The organism is Bradyrhizobium sp. WSM4873, assembly GCF_055811355.1.
The window spans coordinates 87,082-102,065 of the sequence record NZ_JBVVPS010000012.1 but is presented as its reverse complement, the minus strand read 5'-3'; the positions used below and the strand labels follow the sequence as shown (position 1 = coordinate 102,065).

General features: G+C 63.7%; 17 protein-coding genes. 10 read left to right on the top strand and 7 right to left on the bottom strand.

The window, feature by feature from the left end; translation table 11 throughout:
- The first annotated feature begins 217 nt into the window (after nucleotides 1-217).
- Genes AC0L21_RS17985 through AC0L21_RS17975 form a run of 3 tightly spaced genes read left to right on the top strand, consistent with a single transcriptional unit; the run spans nucleotide 218 to nucleotide 3,691 of the window.
- Entirely contained in the window at nucleotides 218-2,506 is a 2,289-nt protein-coding gene (locus AC0L21_RS17985; RefSeq protein WP_027516951.1) for a transglycosylase domain-containing protein, read from the top strand.
- 25 nt (nucleotides 2,507-2,531) lie between these two features.
- A complete protein-coding gene (locus AC0L21_RS17980; RefSeq protein ID WP_007593444.1) occupies nucleotides 2,532-3,110 on the top strand; it encodes a DUF1214 domain-containing protein in 579 nt (192 codons plus the stop codon).
- Nucleotides 3,107-3,691, top strand: a complete 585-nt coding sequence (locus AC0L21_RS17975) for a DUF1254 domain-containing protein (protein ID WP_473263156.1) — start codon at nucleotides 3,107-3,109, stop codon at nucleotides 3,689-3,691. The genes AC0L21_RS17980 and AC0L21_RS17975 overlap by 4 nt, the downstream gene beginning before the upstream one ends.
- Nucleotides 3,692-4,740: 1,049 nt before the next feature.
- On the opposite strand, the gene AC0L21_RS17970 is transcribed toward AC0L21_RS17975, so the two are convergent.
- The 3 genes from AC0L21_RS17970 to AC0L21_RS17960 all read right to left on the bottom strand — a co-directional run bounded on the left by AC0L21_RS17970 (nucleotide 4,741) and on the right by AC0L21_RS17960 (nucleotide 6,326).
- On the bottom strand, nucleotides 4,741-5,175 hold the full coding sequence (locus tag AC0L21_RS17970) for a response regulator (RefSeq protein WP_473263155.1): 435 nt from the start codon (nucleotides 5,173-5,175) through the stop codon (nucleotides 4,741-4,743).
- Between the two features lie 33 nt (nucleotides 5,176-5,208).
- Nucleotides 5,209-5,586 (bottom strand): response regulator, encoded by a 378-nt coding sequence (locus AC0L21_RS17965; RefSeq protein WP_473263154.1) that lies wholly within the window; start codon nucleotides 5,584-5,586, stop codon nucleotides 5,209-5,211.
- A 314-nt stretch (nucleotides 5,587-5,900) separates the two neighbouring features.
- Nucleotides 5,901-6,326 carry a hypothetical protein gene (locus AC0L21_RS17960; RefSeq protein WP_473263153.1) on the bottom strand — a complete coding sequence of 142 codons (426 nt, stop codon included), beginning with the start codon at nucleotides 6,324-6,326 and terminating at the stop codon, nucleotides 5,901-5,903.
- A gap of 512 nt (nucleotides 6,327-6,838) precedes the next feature.
- Between AC0L21_RS17960 and AC0L21_RS17955 the strand changes: the two genes are divergently transcribed.
- The 3 genes from AC0L21_RS17955 (at nucleotide 6,839) to AC0L21_RS17945 (ending at nucleotide 8,401) form a co-directional block, all read left to right on the top strand.
- On the top strand, nucleotides 6,839-7,330 hold the full coding sequence (locus AC0L21_RS17955; protein WP_473263152.1) for a GreA/GreB family elongation factor: 492 nt from the start codon (nucleotides 6,839-6,841) through the stop codon (nucleotides 7,328-7,330).
- 9 nt (nucleotides 7,331-7,339) lie between these two features.
- Nucleotides 7,340-7,753, top strand: a complete 414-nt coding sequence (gene rnk, locus AC0L21_RS17950; protein ID WP_473263151.1) for a nucleoside diphosphate kinase regulator — start codon at nucleotides 7,340-7,342, stop codon at nucleotides 7,751-7,753.
- Nucleotides 7,754-8,161: 408 nt separating this feature from the next.
- Nucleotides 8,162-8,401: a YjiS-like domain-containing protein gene (locus tag AC0L21_RS17945; RefSeq protein WP_473263149.1), complete on the top strand. Its 240-nt coding sequence runs from the start codon at nucleotides 8,162-8,164 to the stop codon at nucleotides 8,399-8,401.
- Between the two features lie 130 nt (nucleotides 8,402-8,531).
- Here the strand turns inward: AC0L21_RS17945 and AC0L21_RS17940 are convergent, their stop codons facing one another.
- The gene (locus AC0L21_RS17940; protein ID WP_473263146.1) at nucleotides 8,532-9,032 is read right to left on the bottom strand and encodes a GlcG/HbpS family heme-binding protein; all 501 of its coding nucleotides are present in this window, start codon (nucleotides 9,030-9,032) and stop codon (nucleotides 8,532-8,534) included.
- A gap of 240 nt (nucleotides 9,033-9,272) precedes the next feature.
- Between AC0L21_RS17940 and AC0L21_RS17935 the strand changes: the two genes are divergently transcribed.
- Nucleotides 9,273-10,325, top strand: a complete 1,053-nt coding sequence (locus tag AC0L21_RS17935) for a Cj0069 family protein (RefSeq protein WP_473263145.1) — start codon at nucleotides 9,273-9,275, stop codon at nucleotides 10,323-10,325.
- Nucleotides 10,326-10,346: 21 nt separating this feature from the next.
- On the opposite strand, the gene AC0L21_RS17930 is transcribed toward AC0L21_RS17935, so the two are convergent.
- From AC0L21_RS17930 to AC0L21_RS17920, 3 genes are all read right to left on the bottom strand, one after another.
- Nucleotides 10,347-11,528 (bottom strand): MFS transporter, encoded by a 1,182-nt coding sequence (locus AC0L21_RS17930; protein WP_473263235.1) that lies wholly within the window; start codon nucleotides 11,526-11,528, stop codon nucleotides 10,347-10,349.
- Between the two features lie 115 nt (nucleotides 11,529-11,643).
- Complete coding sequence (locus tag AC0L21_RS17925) at nucleotides 11,644-13,011, bottom strand: NAD(P)-binding domain-containing protein (protein ID WP_473263144.1); 1,368 nt, start codon at nucleotides 13,009-13,011, stop codon at nucleotides 11,644-11,646.
- 51 nt (nucleotides 13,012-13,062) lie between these two features.
- Nucleotides 13,063-13,380, bottom strand: a complete 318-nt coding sequence (locus AC0L21_RS17920) for an ArsR/SmtB family transcription factor (protein ID WP_473263234.1) — start codon at nucleotides 13,378-13,380, stop codon at nucleotides 13,063-13,065.
- 126 nt (nucleotides 13,381-13,506) lie between these two features.
- On the opposite strand from AC0L21_RS17920, the gene AC0L21_RS17915 reads away from it, so the two are divergent.
- The 3 genes from AC0L21_RS17915 to arsC are packed head-to-tail and all read left to right on the top strand — an operon-like array spanning nucleotide 13,507 to nucleotide 14,964.
- Nucleotides 13,507-13,869: an ArsR/SmtB family transcription factor gene (locus AC0L21_RS17915; RefSeq protein WP_473263141.1), complete on the top strand. Its 363-nt coding sequence runs from the start codon at nucleotides 13,507-13,509 to the stop codon at nucleotides 13,867-13,869.
- Entirely contained in the window at nucleotides 13,862-14,566 is a 705-nt protein-coding gene (locus tag AC0L21_RS17910) for an aquaporin (RefSeq protein WP_473263140.1), read from the top strand. The genes AC0L21_RS17915 and AC0L21_RS17910 overlap by 8 nt, the downstream gene beginning before the upstream one ends.
- The gene (gene arsC / locus AC0L21_RS17905; RefSeq protein WP_473263139.1) at nucleotides 14,563-14,964 is read left to right on the top strand and encodes an arsenate reductase (glutaredoxin); all 402 of its coding nucleotides are present in this window, start codon (nucleotides 14,563-14,565) and stop codon (nucleotides 14,962-14,964) included. Before AC0L21_RS17910 ends, arsC begins: the two co-directional genes overlap by 4 nt.
- Nucleotides 14,965-14,984: the final 20 nt, after the last annotated feature.

The following is a 14,984-nucleotide window of genomic DNA, read 5'->3' as shown; positions in this document are numbered from 1 at the left end:
GCGTGAGGCCCGTAGTGAACCGGGGTCAATTAGGCCTGTTGTTCAAAATCGCAAGCGTGACCATTGGTTTATAGGCCCTGCTCGGCTAGAAGGAACAGCAAGTCCCCACCGTCGCTGGCCGGGCGCCTTGGGTTCGCCGCAACACTCCCGCAAGACGTCTCGATGCCGCCCCGGCGGGGTGCTTGAACGCTTTCGAACCAAGCCGCAAGGGTTCTAGGTGCGCCAGATCATACCACCGCATTGGAAGGCCCGGATCCGGAATTTCTTCCTGGATCTCGATGCGCGCATCGACTCCTCGCTGTTCTCCTCGGCCAAGGGCATCCGCGAGCTCTACGAGCGCTACTCGACCTTCATGGACCGTTTCTATGTCGGGCGGTGGAAGCGCTGGGTCTTCATCGAGCCGCTGTCGGAGGCTGCGACGCTGGGCCTCGGCGGCCTGGTGGTGATGCTGACCCTGGCCATCCCCGCCTTCCGCGAAACCGCGGACGAGGACTGGCTGAAGAAGTCCGACCTCGCGGTGACCTTCCTCGACCGCTACGGCAACCCGATCGGCAGCCGCGGCATCAAGCACAACGATTCGATCCCGCTGGAAGATTTTCCGGACGTGCTGATCAAGGCGACGCTCGCGACCGAGGACCGCCGCTTCTACGAACATTTCGGCATCGACATCGCCGGCACCGCGCGCGCGCTCGTCACCAACGCCCAGGCCGGCGGCGTCCGCCAGGGCGGCTCCTCGATCACCCAGCAGCTCGCCAAGAACCTGTTCCTGAGCAACGAGCGCACCATCGAGCGCAAGGTCAACGAAGCCTTCCTCGCGGTCTGGCTGGAATGGCGCCTGACCAAGAACGAGATCCTCAAGCTGTATCTCGACCGCGCCTATATGGGCGGCGGCACCTTCGGCGTCGACGGCGCCGCGCATTTCTACTTCAACAAATCGGCACGTGACGTGACGCTCGCCGAAGCCGCGATGCTCGCCGGCCTGTTCAAGGCGCCAACCAAATACGCGCCCCACATCAACCTGCCCGCCGCCCGCGCCCGCGCCAACGTCGTGCTCGACAATCTCGTCGATGCCGGCTTCATGACAGAGGGCCAGGTGTTCGGCGCACGCCGCAATCCCGCCTTCGCGGTCGACCGCCGCTACGAGGCTTCGCCGAATTACTATCTCGACTACGCCTTCGACGAGATGCGCAAGCTGGTCGACACCTTCCCGAAATCCTACACCGAGCGCGTCTTCGTGGTCCGGCTCGCGATCGACACCAATGTGCAGAAGGCCGCCGAAGACGCGGTCGAGAACCAGCTGCGCCAGTTCGGCCGCGACTATCACGCGACCCAGGCGGCGACCGTCGTCTCCGATCTCGACGGCGGCATCCGCGCCATGGTCGGCGGCCGCGACTACGGCGCCAGCCAGTTCAACCGCGCCACCGACGCCTATCGCCAGCCGGGCTCGTCGTTCAAGCCTTACGTCTACACCACCGCGCTCCTCAACGGCTTCACGCCGAACTCGATCGTGGTCGACGGCCCGGTCTGCATCGGCAATTGGTGCCCGCAGAACTATGGCCATTCCTATTCCGGCGCGGTGACGCTGACGCAGGCGATCACGCGTTCGATCAACGTCGTGCCGGTCAAGCTGTCGATCGCGATCGGTCAGAAGGAGCAGCCGAAGGCGCCGAACCCGGCCAAGATCGGCCGCGCCAAGATCGTCGAGGTCGCGCGCCGCTTCGGCCTCAAGGCGCCGCTGCCCGACACGCCGTCGCTGCCGATCGGCTCGGACGAAGTCACCGTGCTCGAGCACGCGGTGGCGTATGCGACCTTCCCCAACCGCGGCAAGGCGGTGACGCCGCATTCCGTGCTGGAAGTGCGCACCGGCGCGGGCGATCCGGTCTGGCGCTGGGACCGCGACGGGCCGAAGCCGCGCCAGGCGATCCCCGCCTCCGTGGCCGCCGACATGGCCGGCATGATGAGCCACGTCGTCAGCGAAGGCACCGCGCGGCGCGCAGCCCTCGACGGCATTCCGACCGCGGGCAAGACCGGCACGACCAATGCCTATCGCGACGCCTGGTTCGTCGGCTACACCGGCAATTTCACCTGCGCGGTCTGGTACGGCAATGACGACTATTCGCCGACCAACCGCATGACCGGCGGCTCGCTGCCGGCGCAGACCTGGCACGACATCATGCTCGCGGCGCACCAGGGCGTCGAGGTCCGGGAAATCGCCGGCATCGGCATGGGCCAGAAGCTGCCTCCCGAGCGGATCGCCAACGCGCAGGCCAATGCGGCGCCGAAGGTGCTGGAGACCAAGCCCGGTCCGCCGCCGGTATTGACCAAGCGCGGCGCCGACGTTTTGGTGCGCGTCGAGAAGCTGCTGGATGACGCGGCCCGGACCGCGACCAAATCGGCCGCCACCGATCCCAAGCAAGCCAAGCCGGCATCGTCCACGAGCGCGCTCGCCTTCCCGCAGAACTATGCGGAAGAGAATGCGAACGCATCCGCCCCGCGCAAGAACTAATCGAAACAAGAACTGATCGAAACAAGTGCGGCTGATCCTGATCACATTGACGGCCCTTCTGCTCGCAACCGTGGTCGGCGTCGGCGCGACCTGGATGACGACGACGCGCGGCACCGAGATCGGCGCGCTGACAATCGGCCCCTGGACCGCGCGTCCGCGCACCGGTACCGCCGACGTCGATCCCTATTCGCGCGCCACCATCGTGCGCAATGGCGAGCTGCCGATCGGCACCGGCGACGGCGTCGCCTTCACCGCGACCGCCGACGACAAGAAGAAAGTGCTCGACGGCCGCTGCGACGTCGTGGTCTCCGGCGTGACGCCGCCGGCACGGTTCTGGACGCTGACGCTCTATGACCGCAAGGGTCATCTCGTCCCCAATTCGCTGCAGCGCTACGGCTTCACGAGCCAGGAGATCGTGCGGCAGTCCGACGGCTCGTTCGAAATTCGCATCGCCTCGCGCTCGCGCGCCGGCAACTGGCTGCCGACCGGCGGCATCGAACGCTACGCGCTGATGCTGCGGCTCTACGACACCCCGGTCGGCGTTGCCACACGCACCCAGCGCGACGCACCGATGCCCACGATCACGACGGCGGGCTGCTCATGATCCGGCTGTTGTTCACCATCGTTGCCGGCGTGGTGCTGGGCCTCGTGGTTCATCTCGTCAGCGTGCTGGCGTTGCCGCGGATCGCGACCCAGGACGCCTATTCGCGGCTGACGCCGATGACCAAGCTCAACGGCGTCACCCAGCTTCCGCTCGCCGATCCCAGCACATCGCCGATGCCGTTCATGGACCCGGCCTTTGCACTGGCGATCTGCCGCTACGATCTGTCGAACGGACCGATCAAGCTGACGGTGCCCGTGAGCCAAGCCTACACCTCGGTGTCGTTCTACACCCGCAACGAGATCGCCTATTATGCGATCAACGACCGCTCGGCCGGCAAGAAGGTGATCGAGCTCGATTTGATGACCGAGCCGCAGCACAACGAGCTGCCCGAGGACGAAGAGATCACCGCCGCCGACCGCCTTATCATCGATTCCCCCAGCACGACCGGCCTGATCGTGATGAAGGCGCTCGCCCCCGAGCCCGGCCTGATGCCGCAGGCGCAAGGCTCGCTCGCGGCCGCGAGTTGCGGCCCTCAGACCGAGCCGCCGGCGAAGGCCGAAGCGCCGCGCGGCCGGCGCTGAGGTGCGCCGCTTCGGGACGCACCAAAACAAAAAGTCGAAAAACAACCCCATGCACGGTAGCGTTGGCATTGAAATCACTAGCCATTTTGGTTGCACCAAATAGGCGTTTGCCGGACCGATACATCCCTGCCCGTCGCGCTGTTCGGATTTGACTCGTCGGGCAAAACACTGGCACAATGGCATCATCGAAAATTCACCCGCGCGGAGCAATCCGGCGCGGGTTTTTCATGCTGGAGCCTCAAACCGAAGATGGCTTCAATGCCTGCAGCTCAACTTCACCTTCAGGTCGGTGGCTGTAGTCCTGGCGAGTTGAGCCAATCATCTAACGACAAGCTTGTTTCAGCCCAGCGTGCGCGTCTGAGGGCGGCATCTCTCACTGGCCCTGGCGGGAGCAGTTCCGCGGCTGAGCGAAGACGAGCGGCCATTTCTGCAAGCCCCTCTTGGTGCGATTCATCGAACTTGCGCCGCTGGCTCACTGCACGATCCGTTCCGGAGGAGGCGGGAGCGCAAGCGGCGTTCTCATCACCGATAACAGCCACTGATCGGGCGGTGACATCGGAACGTAGATATTGGTGGCAGCTTCCGTCGGCGCACTCGTGCACACAAGCGGCAGAGAACGGTTCACGTTGGCGGCATTTCTTCCCGCAGCATGTACTGGATCAGGTCGGAGCCACCAAGCATCGCGTCCCGCTAGCGCGGAACAAGGTCGGGGCATGCAGGTTGATCTTGCGGCAGGGAGAGTTGTCATGAGCGAGGACGAGCTGACCAGCAAAGCCGAGCGCGCGCTCGTTACCGTTGCGCTTAGCCTGACGATGCTCGTTCTTTGCGTCGGAGCCCTGATCTGTCGCTAGCCCGGGCGACGGCAGCTGCCCGCGATGAAGAGCTTGGCTTCAGAGCGAAAGACGGCGCGCAACGCAGCTGTTGCGTCACCAGTTTCGCGCTGAGGATGAGCAGCCAAATTGTTGTTGCCCACGGGGATTATCGCCCGCCGCTTTCAGCGACGCCGCTCGTGGTGCTCGGCGATCCCTGCAGGGCGGACCAAATTGGGTTTATCTCTCCGACGCTTTAGCCACCGTCTGGTGTCCGTCATGAGGTCGCTGCCGCCGCCCACCCATGAGCCGAAGTATTCGACGATGGAGAATTTGGGCGTTGTAAGGAGCCGGAAGCGGACCGCTCTCGCAAAGCGCCCCCGCGACCTCGACGGCTCGCTTGGTACTTGCGGTGAGGTGCAATTGAAGAGCGGGCCGATGATCTCTCAGCCATTTTGCGATGCCGAACCCATCCCCGGCCAACTCCACGCTGCTGAGGACGAGATCCACCGGAATGGTCCCTTCATCAAGCAACGCGATTGCCTCGTCTGCTGAGCGCGCCTCCAACACCTTGTAACCGCAGCCGCGGAGAAAGTCGGCCAGCGCCATGCGCATCAGCACGTCTTGCTGCGCAAGCACGATCGTACGGGGGGCTGCTGATTGGTTCGTTTGCATGCCGGACAACCGATGAGTGGCGGTCTTCGTTCCTTACCAACCCGCGATCGCTCTGATCCGCTGCACGACTTTCGGAAGGTCCCACGGTTTCGGAACAAAAAGATCGAATTCGGCACCGGGGGGTGGCGCCTCCGATGAGGTAAGTATTACTTTTAGAGTGGGAAAATCGCGCTTGATCAGGGTTGCGAGTTCCGCGCCATCCATTGACCCGGGCATCCGAATGTCAGTCACAACCAGCGAAACCTGAGTCCCAGAGTGAAGAACGTCCAACGCTTCGTCTGCATCGCCGCACTCGATCACCGCGAGACCGTTCTCTCTCAGCTCATCTGCGACCATGATGCGGACCAGCACATCGTCCTCAACGACGAGCACAGGACGCTTCGAAGCGGGATTGGTGTCGGTGTCGAGCATCCTGCCTGTGTTCACTTTTGCCACTCGTTCAATGGGTTGGCCGGAAATCTAATCGGTGCTCGGAGATTTTGTTCCACGGTGACGCCCCCACTAAAGGCGCAGTAGCCTTGCTAACCATCCAGGTATGTTAAAGCGTCCAGTTGCAAGGACTAGAGGATTCTGGTTCTGGCCCCCAGCGGTCATTGCCGTCTCTCAAGACAACGACAGCTTCTGAACTGAAGCTGATGCTGTTCCCGGTCGAAAGCCCAGGAATTGAGCATGGCAGCGAGCACCACCTCGAGCATCAGGCGACGTTCAGCGAGCGCTCATCGATCCTAGCGCTCCTCGGTTGGATGCACCCATTTGTAGGGCGTAATGCTTTGCGTTGCGGTCAGCTTGATCATGTGGACAGGTGGCGCGGAACGTCCCTCTCGGCATGACCGGCACTTCAGAAACGCTTCGAGCTTCCAGATCGGCGTGTCCCGCGGCCGGCGGATCATATCGAGCGGCAGGCTCGCTCGCGCCTTGCACCTGTTGCACTCGACTTCGAGCCAGCGCATGCCACCATTGAGGCATTGCGCGATTGTGGGGGACGGTTGCGCGGGACCACCGTAGCCTTCCATCCGCACCGACCAGGCTTCGGCTTCCGCCCGATCGGCTTCACGAACTGCTTTCGTGGCAACTTCGCGAGCGTGCTTGGCGGAAATCTCCGCCCCCATGATCCGGCCGCTCCAGATGATCTCTCGTGATTTCGTGCCCATCTCCTCCTATGAAGACGGCCCGGCTCGCGTTGACAAATTATCGATTGCTGGTGGGCTGGAACGGCCGAACACCACTACCCCTCGCGTTGTGGAAAACCGGACGGGCATGCGAATCCTTCACGCAGCATCGGCCAGACTTTGGCACGTCGGGCAAAACACTGGCACAATGGCATCATCGATAAGTTCACCCGCGCGGAGCAATCCGGCGCGGGTTTTTGCTGACGGAGCGCTGGTTGCCGTGATCGGAAAAGCACTATCGTCTCACTCCGACGACCCTCCTTTGTCCCCTCTAGATATTTCATGTGCAGAGGTGCTGTGCGGTTTCGTCGCAATGTTTCCGCGGAAATGAACTACTATAGTCAGAGCATCATGGCTTACGTCATCGACATTGATGCGCGCACCGCGCGTTTTGGTCTTCACGCCGGCCGCCTCCAAGCAGGCGGTTAGCCGGACGGTGTTCGCGCCGTCCGGGCTCTTTTCCAGCTTTCATGACCTCCACTCGAGAGGTCGTCTTGAAGCAGAAGGAGTGCGCCGTGCTGCCTCTTCCAAAAATCGCACTGACCTCATCAGACTATCCGCGGCTCGAACAGCTCGCCCGCCTCGCCGTCCAAAAAGGAGATTTGGACGGGATATTCCTCATGGGCGAAATCAACCGCGCCGATATCGTCCCGGACGAAGGGGACGTCGTCCGTCCTTTCGTGACGATCGGATCATGGGTCACCCATTGCACGAATTGGGGCGTTCCGCGTCGCACCGTGCAACTGGTCTGGCCCGAGGAGTGCTGGTCGGATCCCGCCTGCATTTCGGTGTTGACCCCGCTGGGTACAGCTTTGATCGGACTGCAGGTCGGCGATCAGATGCCGTACTTCGTCGCCGGATGTCTGAATGTCGTCAGGGTCCAAAGCCTGACCCCATCGGATTCAAAGGTTGTCCCACTCTTCCGGAGGGGGCCGAGGCGGTCAGGCAACCCGTGCGACGACGACCCCGGACCAACTGCAGCATAGGAGCTACCAATGCGCAATTTCGAAGCTGAGAGCCGGCGAGAACAGCCGGCGTTGCCGCCGATCAAGATCACTGAGGACGAATCGCGGCGCCTCAGTTCCTTGGCCAATTCGAGCATGGATCTGTTTCCGCGAGTGGCCCATTTTCTGGCCCGAGAGATGGAACGTGCCACGGTGACGGACGAGAACAACTTGCGAGGCGTGATCAGGATGGGATCGAAAGTGACCTATCGCGACGACGAGACGGGTGCGAGCCGAGAGATCGTGCTGGTCTATCCGCATGAGGCAAACATCGAGCTCAATCGGATCTCGGTCCTGACGCCTGTTGGAGCGGCCTTGATCGGCCTATCGCCGGGGCAGCGGATCGACTTCGAGACGCCCCACAAGCGCACCAGGGGCCTGACCGTTCTCGCGGTGTCCGACTAAGGCTCGTACCTTAAGTCAGATCGAGTATCGTCGTCTTGCGATGTGAGCGCGCCGCCCCAAAGGCGTCGCGCCCGGATCTGGCCCTTTCGTATGAATTCGACAGCGCACGCACTTTAGTTTCGTAGTGCAATGGATCACCGCGCCTCCCACCATTGCAGGACTGACCGCCCAAAGACACTGCGCGGCTTCGATCATCGCGATGAGTTTGCAACGGATCTGCCCCCGCAGAGGACCGAGCACTTAGGGGCGTGAAGTTGTTCACGAGTACGTCTCAAGTCGCGATCAGGACATGCTCAGGATCGCTTGTGCGGCAAGGACGAGCATGATAGCAAAAGCCATCGGGTCAAACACAACCGCCCGACCAGCTTTCGAGCCAAGCGTTGTTTCGCTCCTTTATGGAGGTGAAACATGTCTTGCGACAGCACCACTGGCTCAATCGGCACATCCAGCGCAGCCTTCGTCCCTTCTCCAGACCCTGGATGGTTCTGGAGGTTAACGCTCGCGCTGCTGGACGGCATCACACGGCGCCGTCAATACGACGAGCTTCTCGAACTGGACGACCGGCTTCTCGCGGACATCGGTTTATCGAGAACAATCGTCGGGGAAGCTCGACGGTGTTACTTCTCAGGTTGGCGCGACGATCGGTGATCGTCATATCCACTCGATGAGCGGCCACGCCTGGGCGTGCGAAAGCGGCACGTCTGCTTATCCTTGCGGATCAGACGGCCGCCAAGCTCGCGAAAAGGCCGGACTTTTTGACTGCGATCCTGACGTCTTCTCAGAAGTCCAGCTTGTCGCGTATGGCATCAATTCCGGCTCTCGCGCACGCTTCGTCCGCGTCGCCGCCCGGCGCGCCGGACACGCCGACCGCACCGACCAGGGAGCCGCCGGCTTCGACAATCAGTCCTCCGGCGATGACGACCGCTCCGGGAAGGTTGCGAATGCCCGCCTGCATCATGCCCGGCTGGCTGATCGCATTCAGCTCGGTCGTGCTGGTCTTGAACGAGGCGGCCGTCCACGCCTTGCCTGCTGCCGTCGAGGGCGTGTGCGGGCCTGCGAAGCGGTCGCGCAACATCACTTGCGTGACGCCGAAGCGATCGACGACAGCGACTGCAACCTGGTATCCACGGGTACGGCAGCTGGCCAACGCAGCGCGCGCAAGATCGAGCGCCAGTTCCGGACCGAGCGATTTGTAGGCGACCAAACCTTCCTCCGCCCGGACTGGGCAGATGGACGCAATCAGCAGGGCCGTGGCGACCGGCAGGCATCGAACGTTCATGACAATCTCCGGCACAGGTGACCAAACGCTATTTGATCCCACCATATGTCAGATCATCGAACAGGGTCACGCTATCTGCCGGCGACCGTCACGAAGAGCTCACCGCTCCGCGAAACCGTGCCAGTCACGTCTTGAAACTCGCGAACAGCCTCGTTAGTCTCCTTTGCATGGGGACAAAGCAGACTCCCCGTGAGGCCTCGGTCCAAGCTCTGCGCAGCACGCCATTCGTGGAGCTTGCGCATGGACACCGAACGACACCCTTCTCGCCAGCACACCGTCGCCATCCTCTCGCGAGGCGACGCTGCCGCGCGGCGGGATGCGACGGCGCAAAACAGCCGCTTCGTCCGCGTTTTCGAAGCCCTCGCCGCCGTCGGCATCGAGGCGCGCCCGGCGATCTACGACGAAAGCTTCGCCGAGGACATCCGTGAACAATTGCTCGCGGCCAGTGGCGTGCTTGTCTGGGTCGATCCGATCCACCAGGGCAAGACGCGCGTTGAGCTCGATTCCCTGCTTCGCGACGTTGCGGCGCGGGGACCGTGGGTCAGCGCTCATCCGGACGTCATTCTCAAGATGGGCACCAAGGAGGTACTCTATCGTACCCGCTCGATGGGGTGGGGATGCGCCACGGCTTTATATCAAACCGCCGAGGCCATGCGCGCCGAGTTGCCGACACGGCTCGCCACCGGTCCGCGCGTGATCAAGCGCAACCGCGGCAACGGCGGCCAAGGCGTGTGGAAGGTCGAGCGCCTGCCGAATTCCCCGATGATAAAGGTGCTGGACGCGACCAAGGATGGCTCCGAGGAACTGACGTTGGAGAGTTTTCTCGGTCGCTGCACCGAATATTTCGAGAACGGCAGCGTGGTCGATCAGCCATTCCAGCCTCGCCTGAGCGAGGGCGTCGTACGTTGCTACATGGCGGGCGATCGCTGTGCCGGCTTCGGCTATCACAAAGTCAAAGCCCTGGTTGACTCGCCGGCCGCCCGTTCCGAGGCCGGACCGCGACTCTATACCTCGAACGCAGACCCGCGCTTCCAGCGGCTGCGTCGGTTGATGGAGGACGAGTGGACGCCGGGAATGATGAAGACGCTGGACATCGACGAAGGCTCGCTCCCGGTCATCTGGGACGCGGACTTCCTGTACGGTCCGAAAGATGCGACCGGTGCCGACACCTACGTCCTGTGCGAGATCAACGCGAGCTCATGCTTCGCGATCCCCGAGGAGGCCCCGGCGGCGATCGCGCGAACGGTGAAGCTGCGGCTCTCGCAGATGCAGAGGGCTGGCTCGGGCCAGTGAAAACGCCGCGAGCGCGCGGCGTCATCTCGCGTTGCGGCTCGCGGGCGGTGGCCTCCGCGCCCACAGCAGCGCCAACGGCCCCAGCGCAATTCCGGCCGCAAGGACGCTGAACGCCAGCAGCCAGCCGGTCGCGCTCTGCGGGCCGCCGGCTGCGTCGAGTGCGGCGCCGGTGCCCCAGGCGCCGACCGCCGACAGGCCGAAGCCGACCGTCGAATGCAGGGCCAGGGTCGCGCCGCGATGTTCGGACACAGCCGCGGCCGACATGCCGGCGGTCAATGCGCCCGAATCCGCCGGCACGGTCAGGCCATAGACGAGCAGCAGCAGCGCAAGCACCCATGCCGGCGCTGTCGCGTTGAGCCCGATGACCAGTGCGACGCAGGCCGACGCGATCATCACGACCGTGATCGCGCGATGGCGACCAAATTTCAGGGCGGCCTCGTTGCCGAGGATGCTGGCGGGCATCGAGATCACCGCAAAGCTGAAGCTCAGCACGACGGGGCTCAACCACGACGGCGCGCCCTGATGAGCGACGACGAAGGTCCAGAACCCAACCAGCCAGGTGCGGATGCCGTAGAGCTCGAAGCAATGGGCGCCGTAGCCGAAGATGTATCCGAGCGCCTCGCGGTTGGCGAAGACGGGCGCGAAGTTCAAGAGACGTCCGGCCTTCGGCGCGGGCCGCTGCTCCTGCATCAGAAGACACGCGACGACCATTGCGATAGGTCCAAAGCCGGTAACAAGGAAGGCGGTCCGCCATCCCCAGCGGTCGGCGATCACTTGCGCGACCAGGAACGAGAGGCCGACCCCGACCGAGAAGCTCGACGTGTACAGCGTGACGGCGCGCGAGGTGTCGCCGGCGGGAAGCCGGTCGGTCAGCGCCTTCAGGCCCGGCATGTAGGCGCCGGCAAATCCAAGCCCTGCCAGGGACCAGATCGCGGTCGCGGACCAAAACCCTTGCGCGAAGAGTCCGAACGCGACGGTCGCCAGTCCGCTGACGATCGAGCCCCAGAGCAGGACGAGCCGCGCGTCGATCCGGTCGGTCAACGTCGTCAGCACAGGCACGGCGAGCATGTAGCCGAACGCGTAACCGCTCGCCATCAAGCCGCCTTCGGCCGCCGAAAGGCCCCACGCCGGCATCAGATGCTGCGCCAGGTTCGCGGACAGCGTCACATGCGGCAGGAGATTGCCGACCTGGCCGATGCACATCACCGCGATCAGAGACCGGCCGCTCAAGTTACGAATGCTGTCCTCCCGCCCCCGCGCCGAAACCGCGCACCAACCACAATGGACAAGTCTCCGGCTTCAGCTGCAAGACCCAAATTCATGAACAACCGCACCCCGAAGCGCCGGTCTTCTTCGCCGCTTCGTCGGCGGCGCAGCAGGCCGTCGGTTCCTGCTTCGCCGGCCCACCGCAACATCCTGATGCGACCCCGGCGGCTTCGACGCTGCCGCGCGTGCAGACGCCGGTCTCCGGCAGCACGAGCTCCACCCTTGCGGCGGCTTTCTTGTCGCCGGCGAGATCGGCCGCAATCGAGCGCACCTGCTCATACCCCGTCATCATGAGAAAGGTCGGCGCGCGGCCATAGGACTTCATGCCCGCCATGTAGAAGCCCGGCTCGTCATGCGCGAGCTCGCGCGCGCCGTGCGGGCGCACCGTGCCGCAGCTGTGCTCGTTGGGATCAATCAGCGGCGCCAGCGCGACCGGCGCCTCGATGGCGGGATCGAGCCGCAGGCGCAATTCGGACAGGAACGAAAAGTCGGGACGAAAGCCCGTCGAGACGATCAGCTCGTCCACGATCACGCTCCGTCCACCGCGGCCCGAGCTGGCCGCGATCTCGAGGCGGCCCTCGGAGTCCGACAGATGCGTGACGCCGAATTCGGTTTCGACCTTGATCTTCCCGGCGGCAACGAGCGCGGCGAAGGCGCCGCCGAGCTCTCCGCGTGCGGCAAGCTTGTCATTCCGGCCGCCGCCAAAAGCCTTGGCGGGATCGGCGCCGCGCAAAAGCCAGATCGCTTGCATCCCCGGCACCTCGCCTGCGAGCTGCACGAGATCGATCAGCGTGCCCACCGCGGAGTGGCCGGCGCCGAGCACCGCAACGGTCTTGCCGGCATATCTGGCGCGGCCGGCACCACGGACATCGGGCATGCCATAGGCGATGTGGCCGGCGCATTCACGCTCGCCGATCGCGGGCAGACCATTGCCTCCGGCGGGATTGGGCGAGAACCATGTGCCTGATGTGTCTATCACGGCATCCGCGCGCAGCACTTCAGGACCTTTGCCGTTCTGGTAGCGGATCTCGAACGGCGCCTGCTCACGCCCCTTCGTCTTCGCCTTGTCGAAGCCGACGCGGCTGATGGCCGAGACGCGGCTGGATGTCCGGATCGCCTCGCGCAGTGGTGTTCGCGTCGCAAGCGGCGTCAAATATCGATCGAGCAGTTCGCCGCCGGTCGGATAGGACTGGGGGTCCGGCGAATTCCATCCCGTCGGCGCGAGCAGGCGCGCGGCGGCCTTGTCGATATTGTACTCCCACGGCGAGAAGAGCTGGACCTGCTGCCATTGGCGAACCGCGTGCCCCGCTTCGGATCCTGCCTCCAGAACGATGGGTGACATGCCACGCTCCAGGACGTGCGCAGCTGCTGCGAGGCCGACCGGCCCTGCTCCGATGATGGCGATCGTCTTAGCGTTCATTCGGCTTCTCCCATACTTCTAGAATCATCGAAAAATAAAAGCCAAAAAAGATCAGGCCGCCGTTTGCGTCGTCTTGCATCCGACTTCGTCTGCGCAACACTCGGCCGCCAGGAAATCGACCAGACCCCGCATCGCGTCGAAGTTCGCGTGGCAGATCAGCGTCGTCGATTCCCGGACCTGACTGACGAGCCCGACAGAGACCAGGGTCTTGATGTGATGCGACAGCGTCGAGGCCGGGATTTTCAGCTTGTCCTGCAAGCGACCGACGGGCATGCCGGAGTGCCCGGCCCGGACCAGGGCCCGATAGATCTGAAGCCGGGTCCGGTTGCCCAGGGCTTCGAGGCCTGCTGCTGCGTCATCGATCTTCATGGCCGCCACGATGCGCCCGCTGGTCCGTGCCGTCAACCATATTTCTAGAATATTCGAAATACTGAGCCGCTGACGCGCTTCGGATTCGGATTGACGGAGCCGCTATACTTCCATAAATCTGGATACATGGAAACTGAAGAAGCCGTCCTCGCCCTCGCCGCCCTGGCGCAGTCGACCCGTCTTGAGGCCTTCCGGACGCTGGTCCGGCACGAGCCTGATGGTCTCGCTGCGGGCGATCTCGCCCGGCTGTTGGAGGTCCCCCAGAATACGCTCTCGGCGCATCTGTCGATCCTGACGCGGGCACGCCTCGTCACCTCCGAGCGGCACAGCCGTTCGATTGTCTACCGCGCCAACCTTGCCGAATTCCGCGACGTCGCCGTCTTCCTGCTGCGGGATTGCTGCGGCGGGCGGCCGGAAGTTTGCGAGCCGGTCGTCGAAACCCTGCAAGCCTGCTGCAAGCCAAGGCGAAAGGAGCGGAGCCGTGCCTGATCAATTCGATCTTCCGCGCCGCCTCGCGGCCGAGGCGCTCGGCACGGGCATTCTCGTTGCCACGGTGGTCGGCTCCGGCATCATGGCGGAGACGCTGACCAAGGATGTCGCGCTTGCGCTTCTCTGCAATACGTTGCCGACCGGCGCCATTCTGGTCGTCCTGATCACCGTGCTCGGACCGATCTCCGGCGCGCACTTCAATCCGGCCGTCACCCTCGTTTTCACCGGCAAGCGCGAGCTGCCGGTGAACGACGCCGCATTGTACGTCGCCGCGCAGGTTGCCGGCGGCATTGCGGGAACGATGGCGGCGCATCTGATGTTCGGGCTGCCGCTGCTCGATTTCTCGGCGAAGGTGCGAACCGGAGGACCGCAATGGTTCGCCGAAGCCGTCGCCGCTTTCGGTCTGGTCGCGACGATCCTGGCCGGCATCCGGTTTCAGCGGACTGCCGTACCCTGGCTGGTCGGCCTGTACATCACGGCGGCCTATTGGTTCACGGCTTCCACGTCATTCGCCAATCCGGCAGTGGCCATCGCGAGGTCGCTGACAAACACTTTCTCGGGCATACGTCCCATTGACCTGCCTGGATTCATCCTCGCGGAGCTCTGCGGAGCCTTTGCCGCCATGCTGTTGATGAACTGGCTGCTCGGACGGCCCCAGGCGCGCGGCCCCATCCCAATCGCGGAGACTATCTCATGAGCGTCACGATCTATCACAACCCCGCCTGCGGCACCTCGCGCAACACGCTGGCGATGATCCGGCAGAGCGGCGTCGAACCCCTCGTCGTCGAATATCTGAAGACGCCACCATCTCGCGAAAAGCTCGTCGAGCTCGTCAAGGCTCTGGGCATCTCCGTTCGCGAGTTGCTGCGGGAGAAAGGCACGCCGTACAAGGAGCTCGGCCTCGACGACCCCAAATGGTCCGACGACGAGCTGATCGGCCAGATGCTCGCGCAGCCCATCCTGATCAACCGTCCGATCGTGGTGACGCCCAGGGGCACACGCCTGTGCCGTCCCTCGGAAGCCGTCATCGATCTCCTGGACAATCCCGTCGGCCGGTTCGTGAAGGAGGATGGCGAGGTGGTCGAAGCGCGATAGGCTTACAGCGCGCCTGTCTT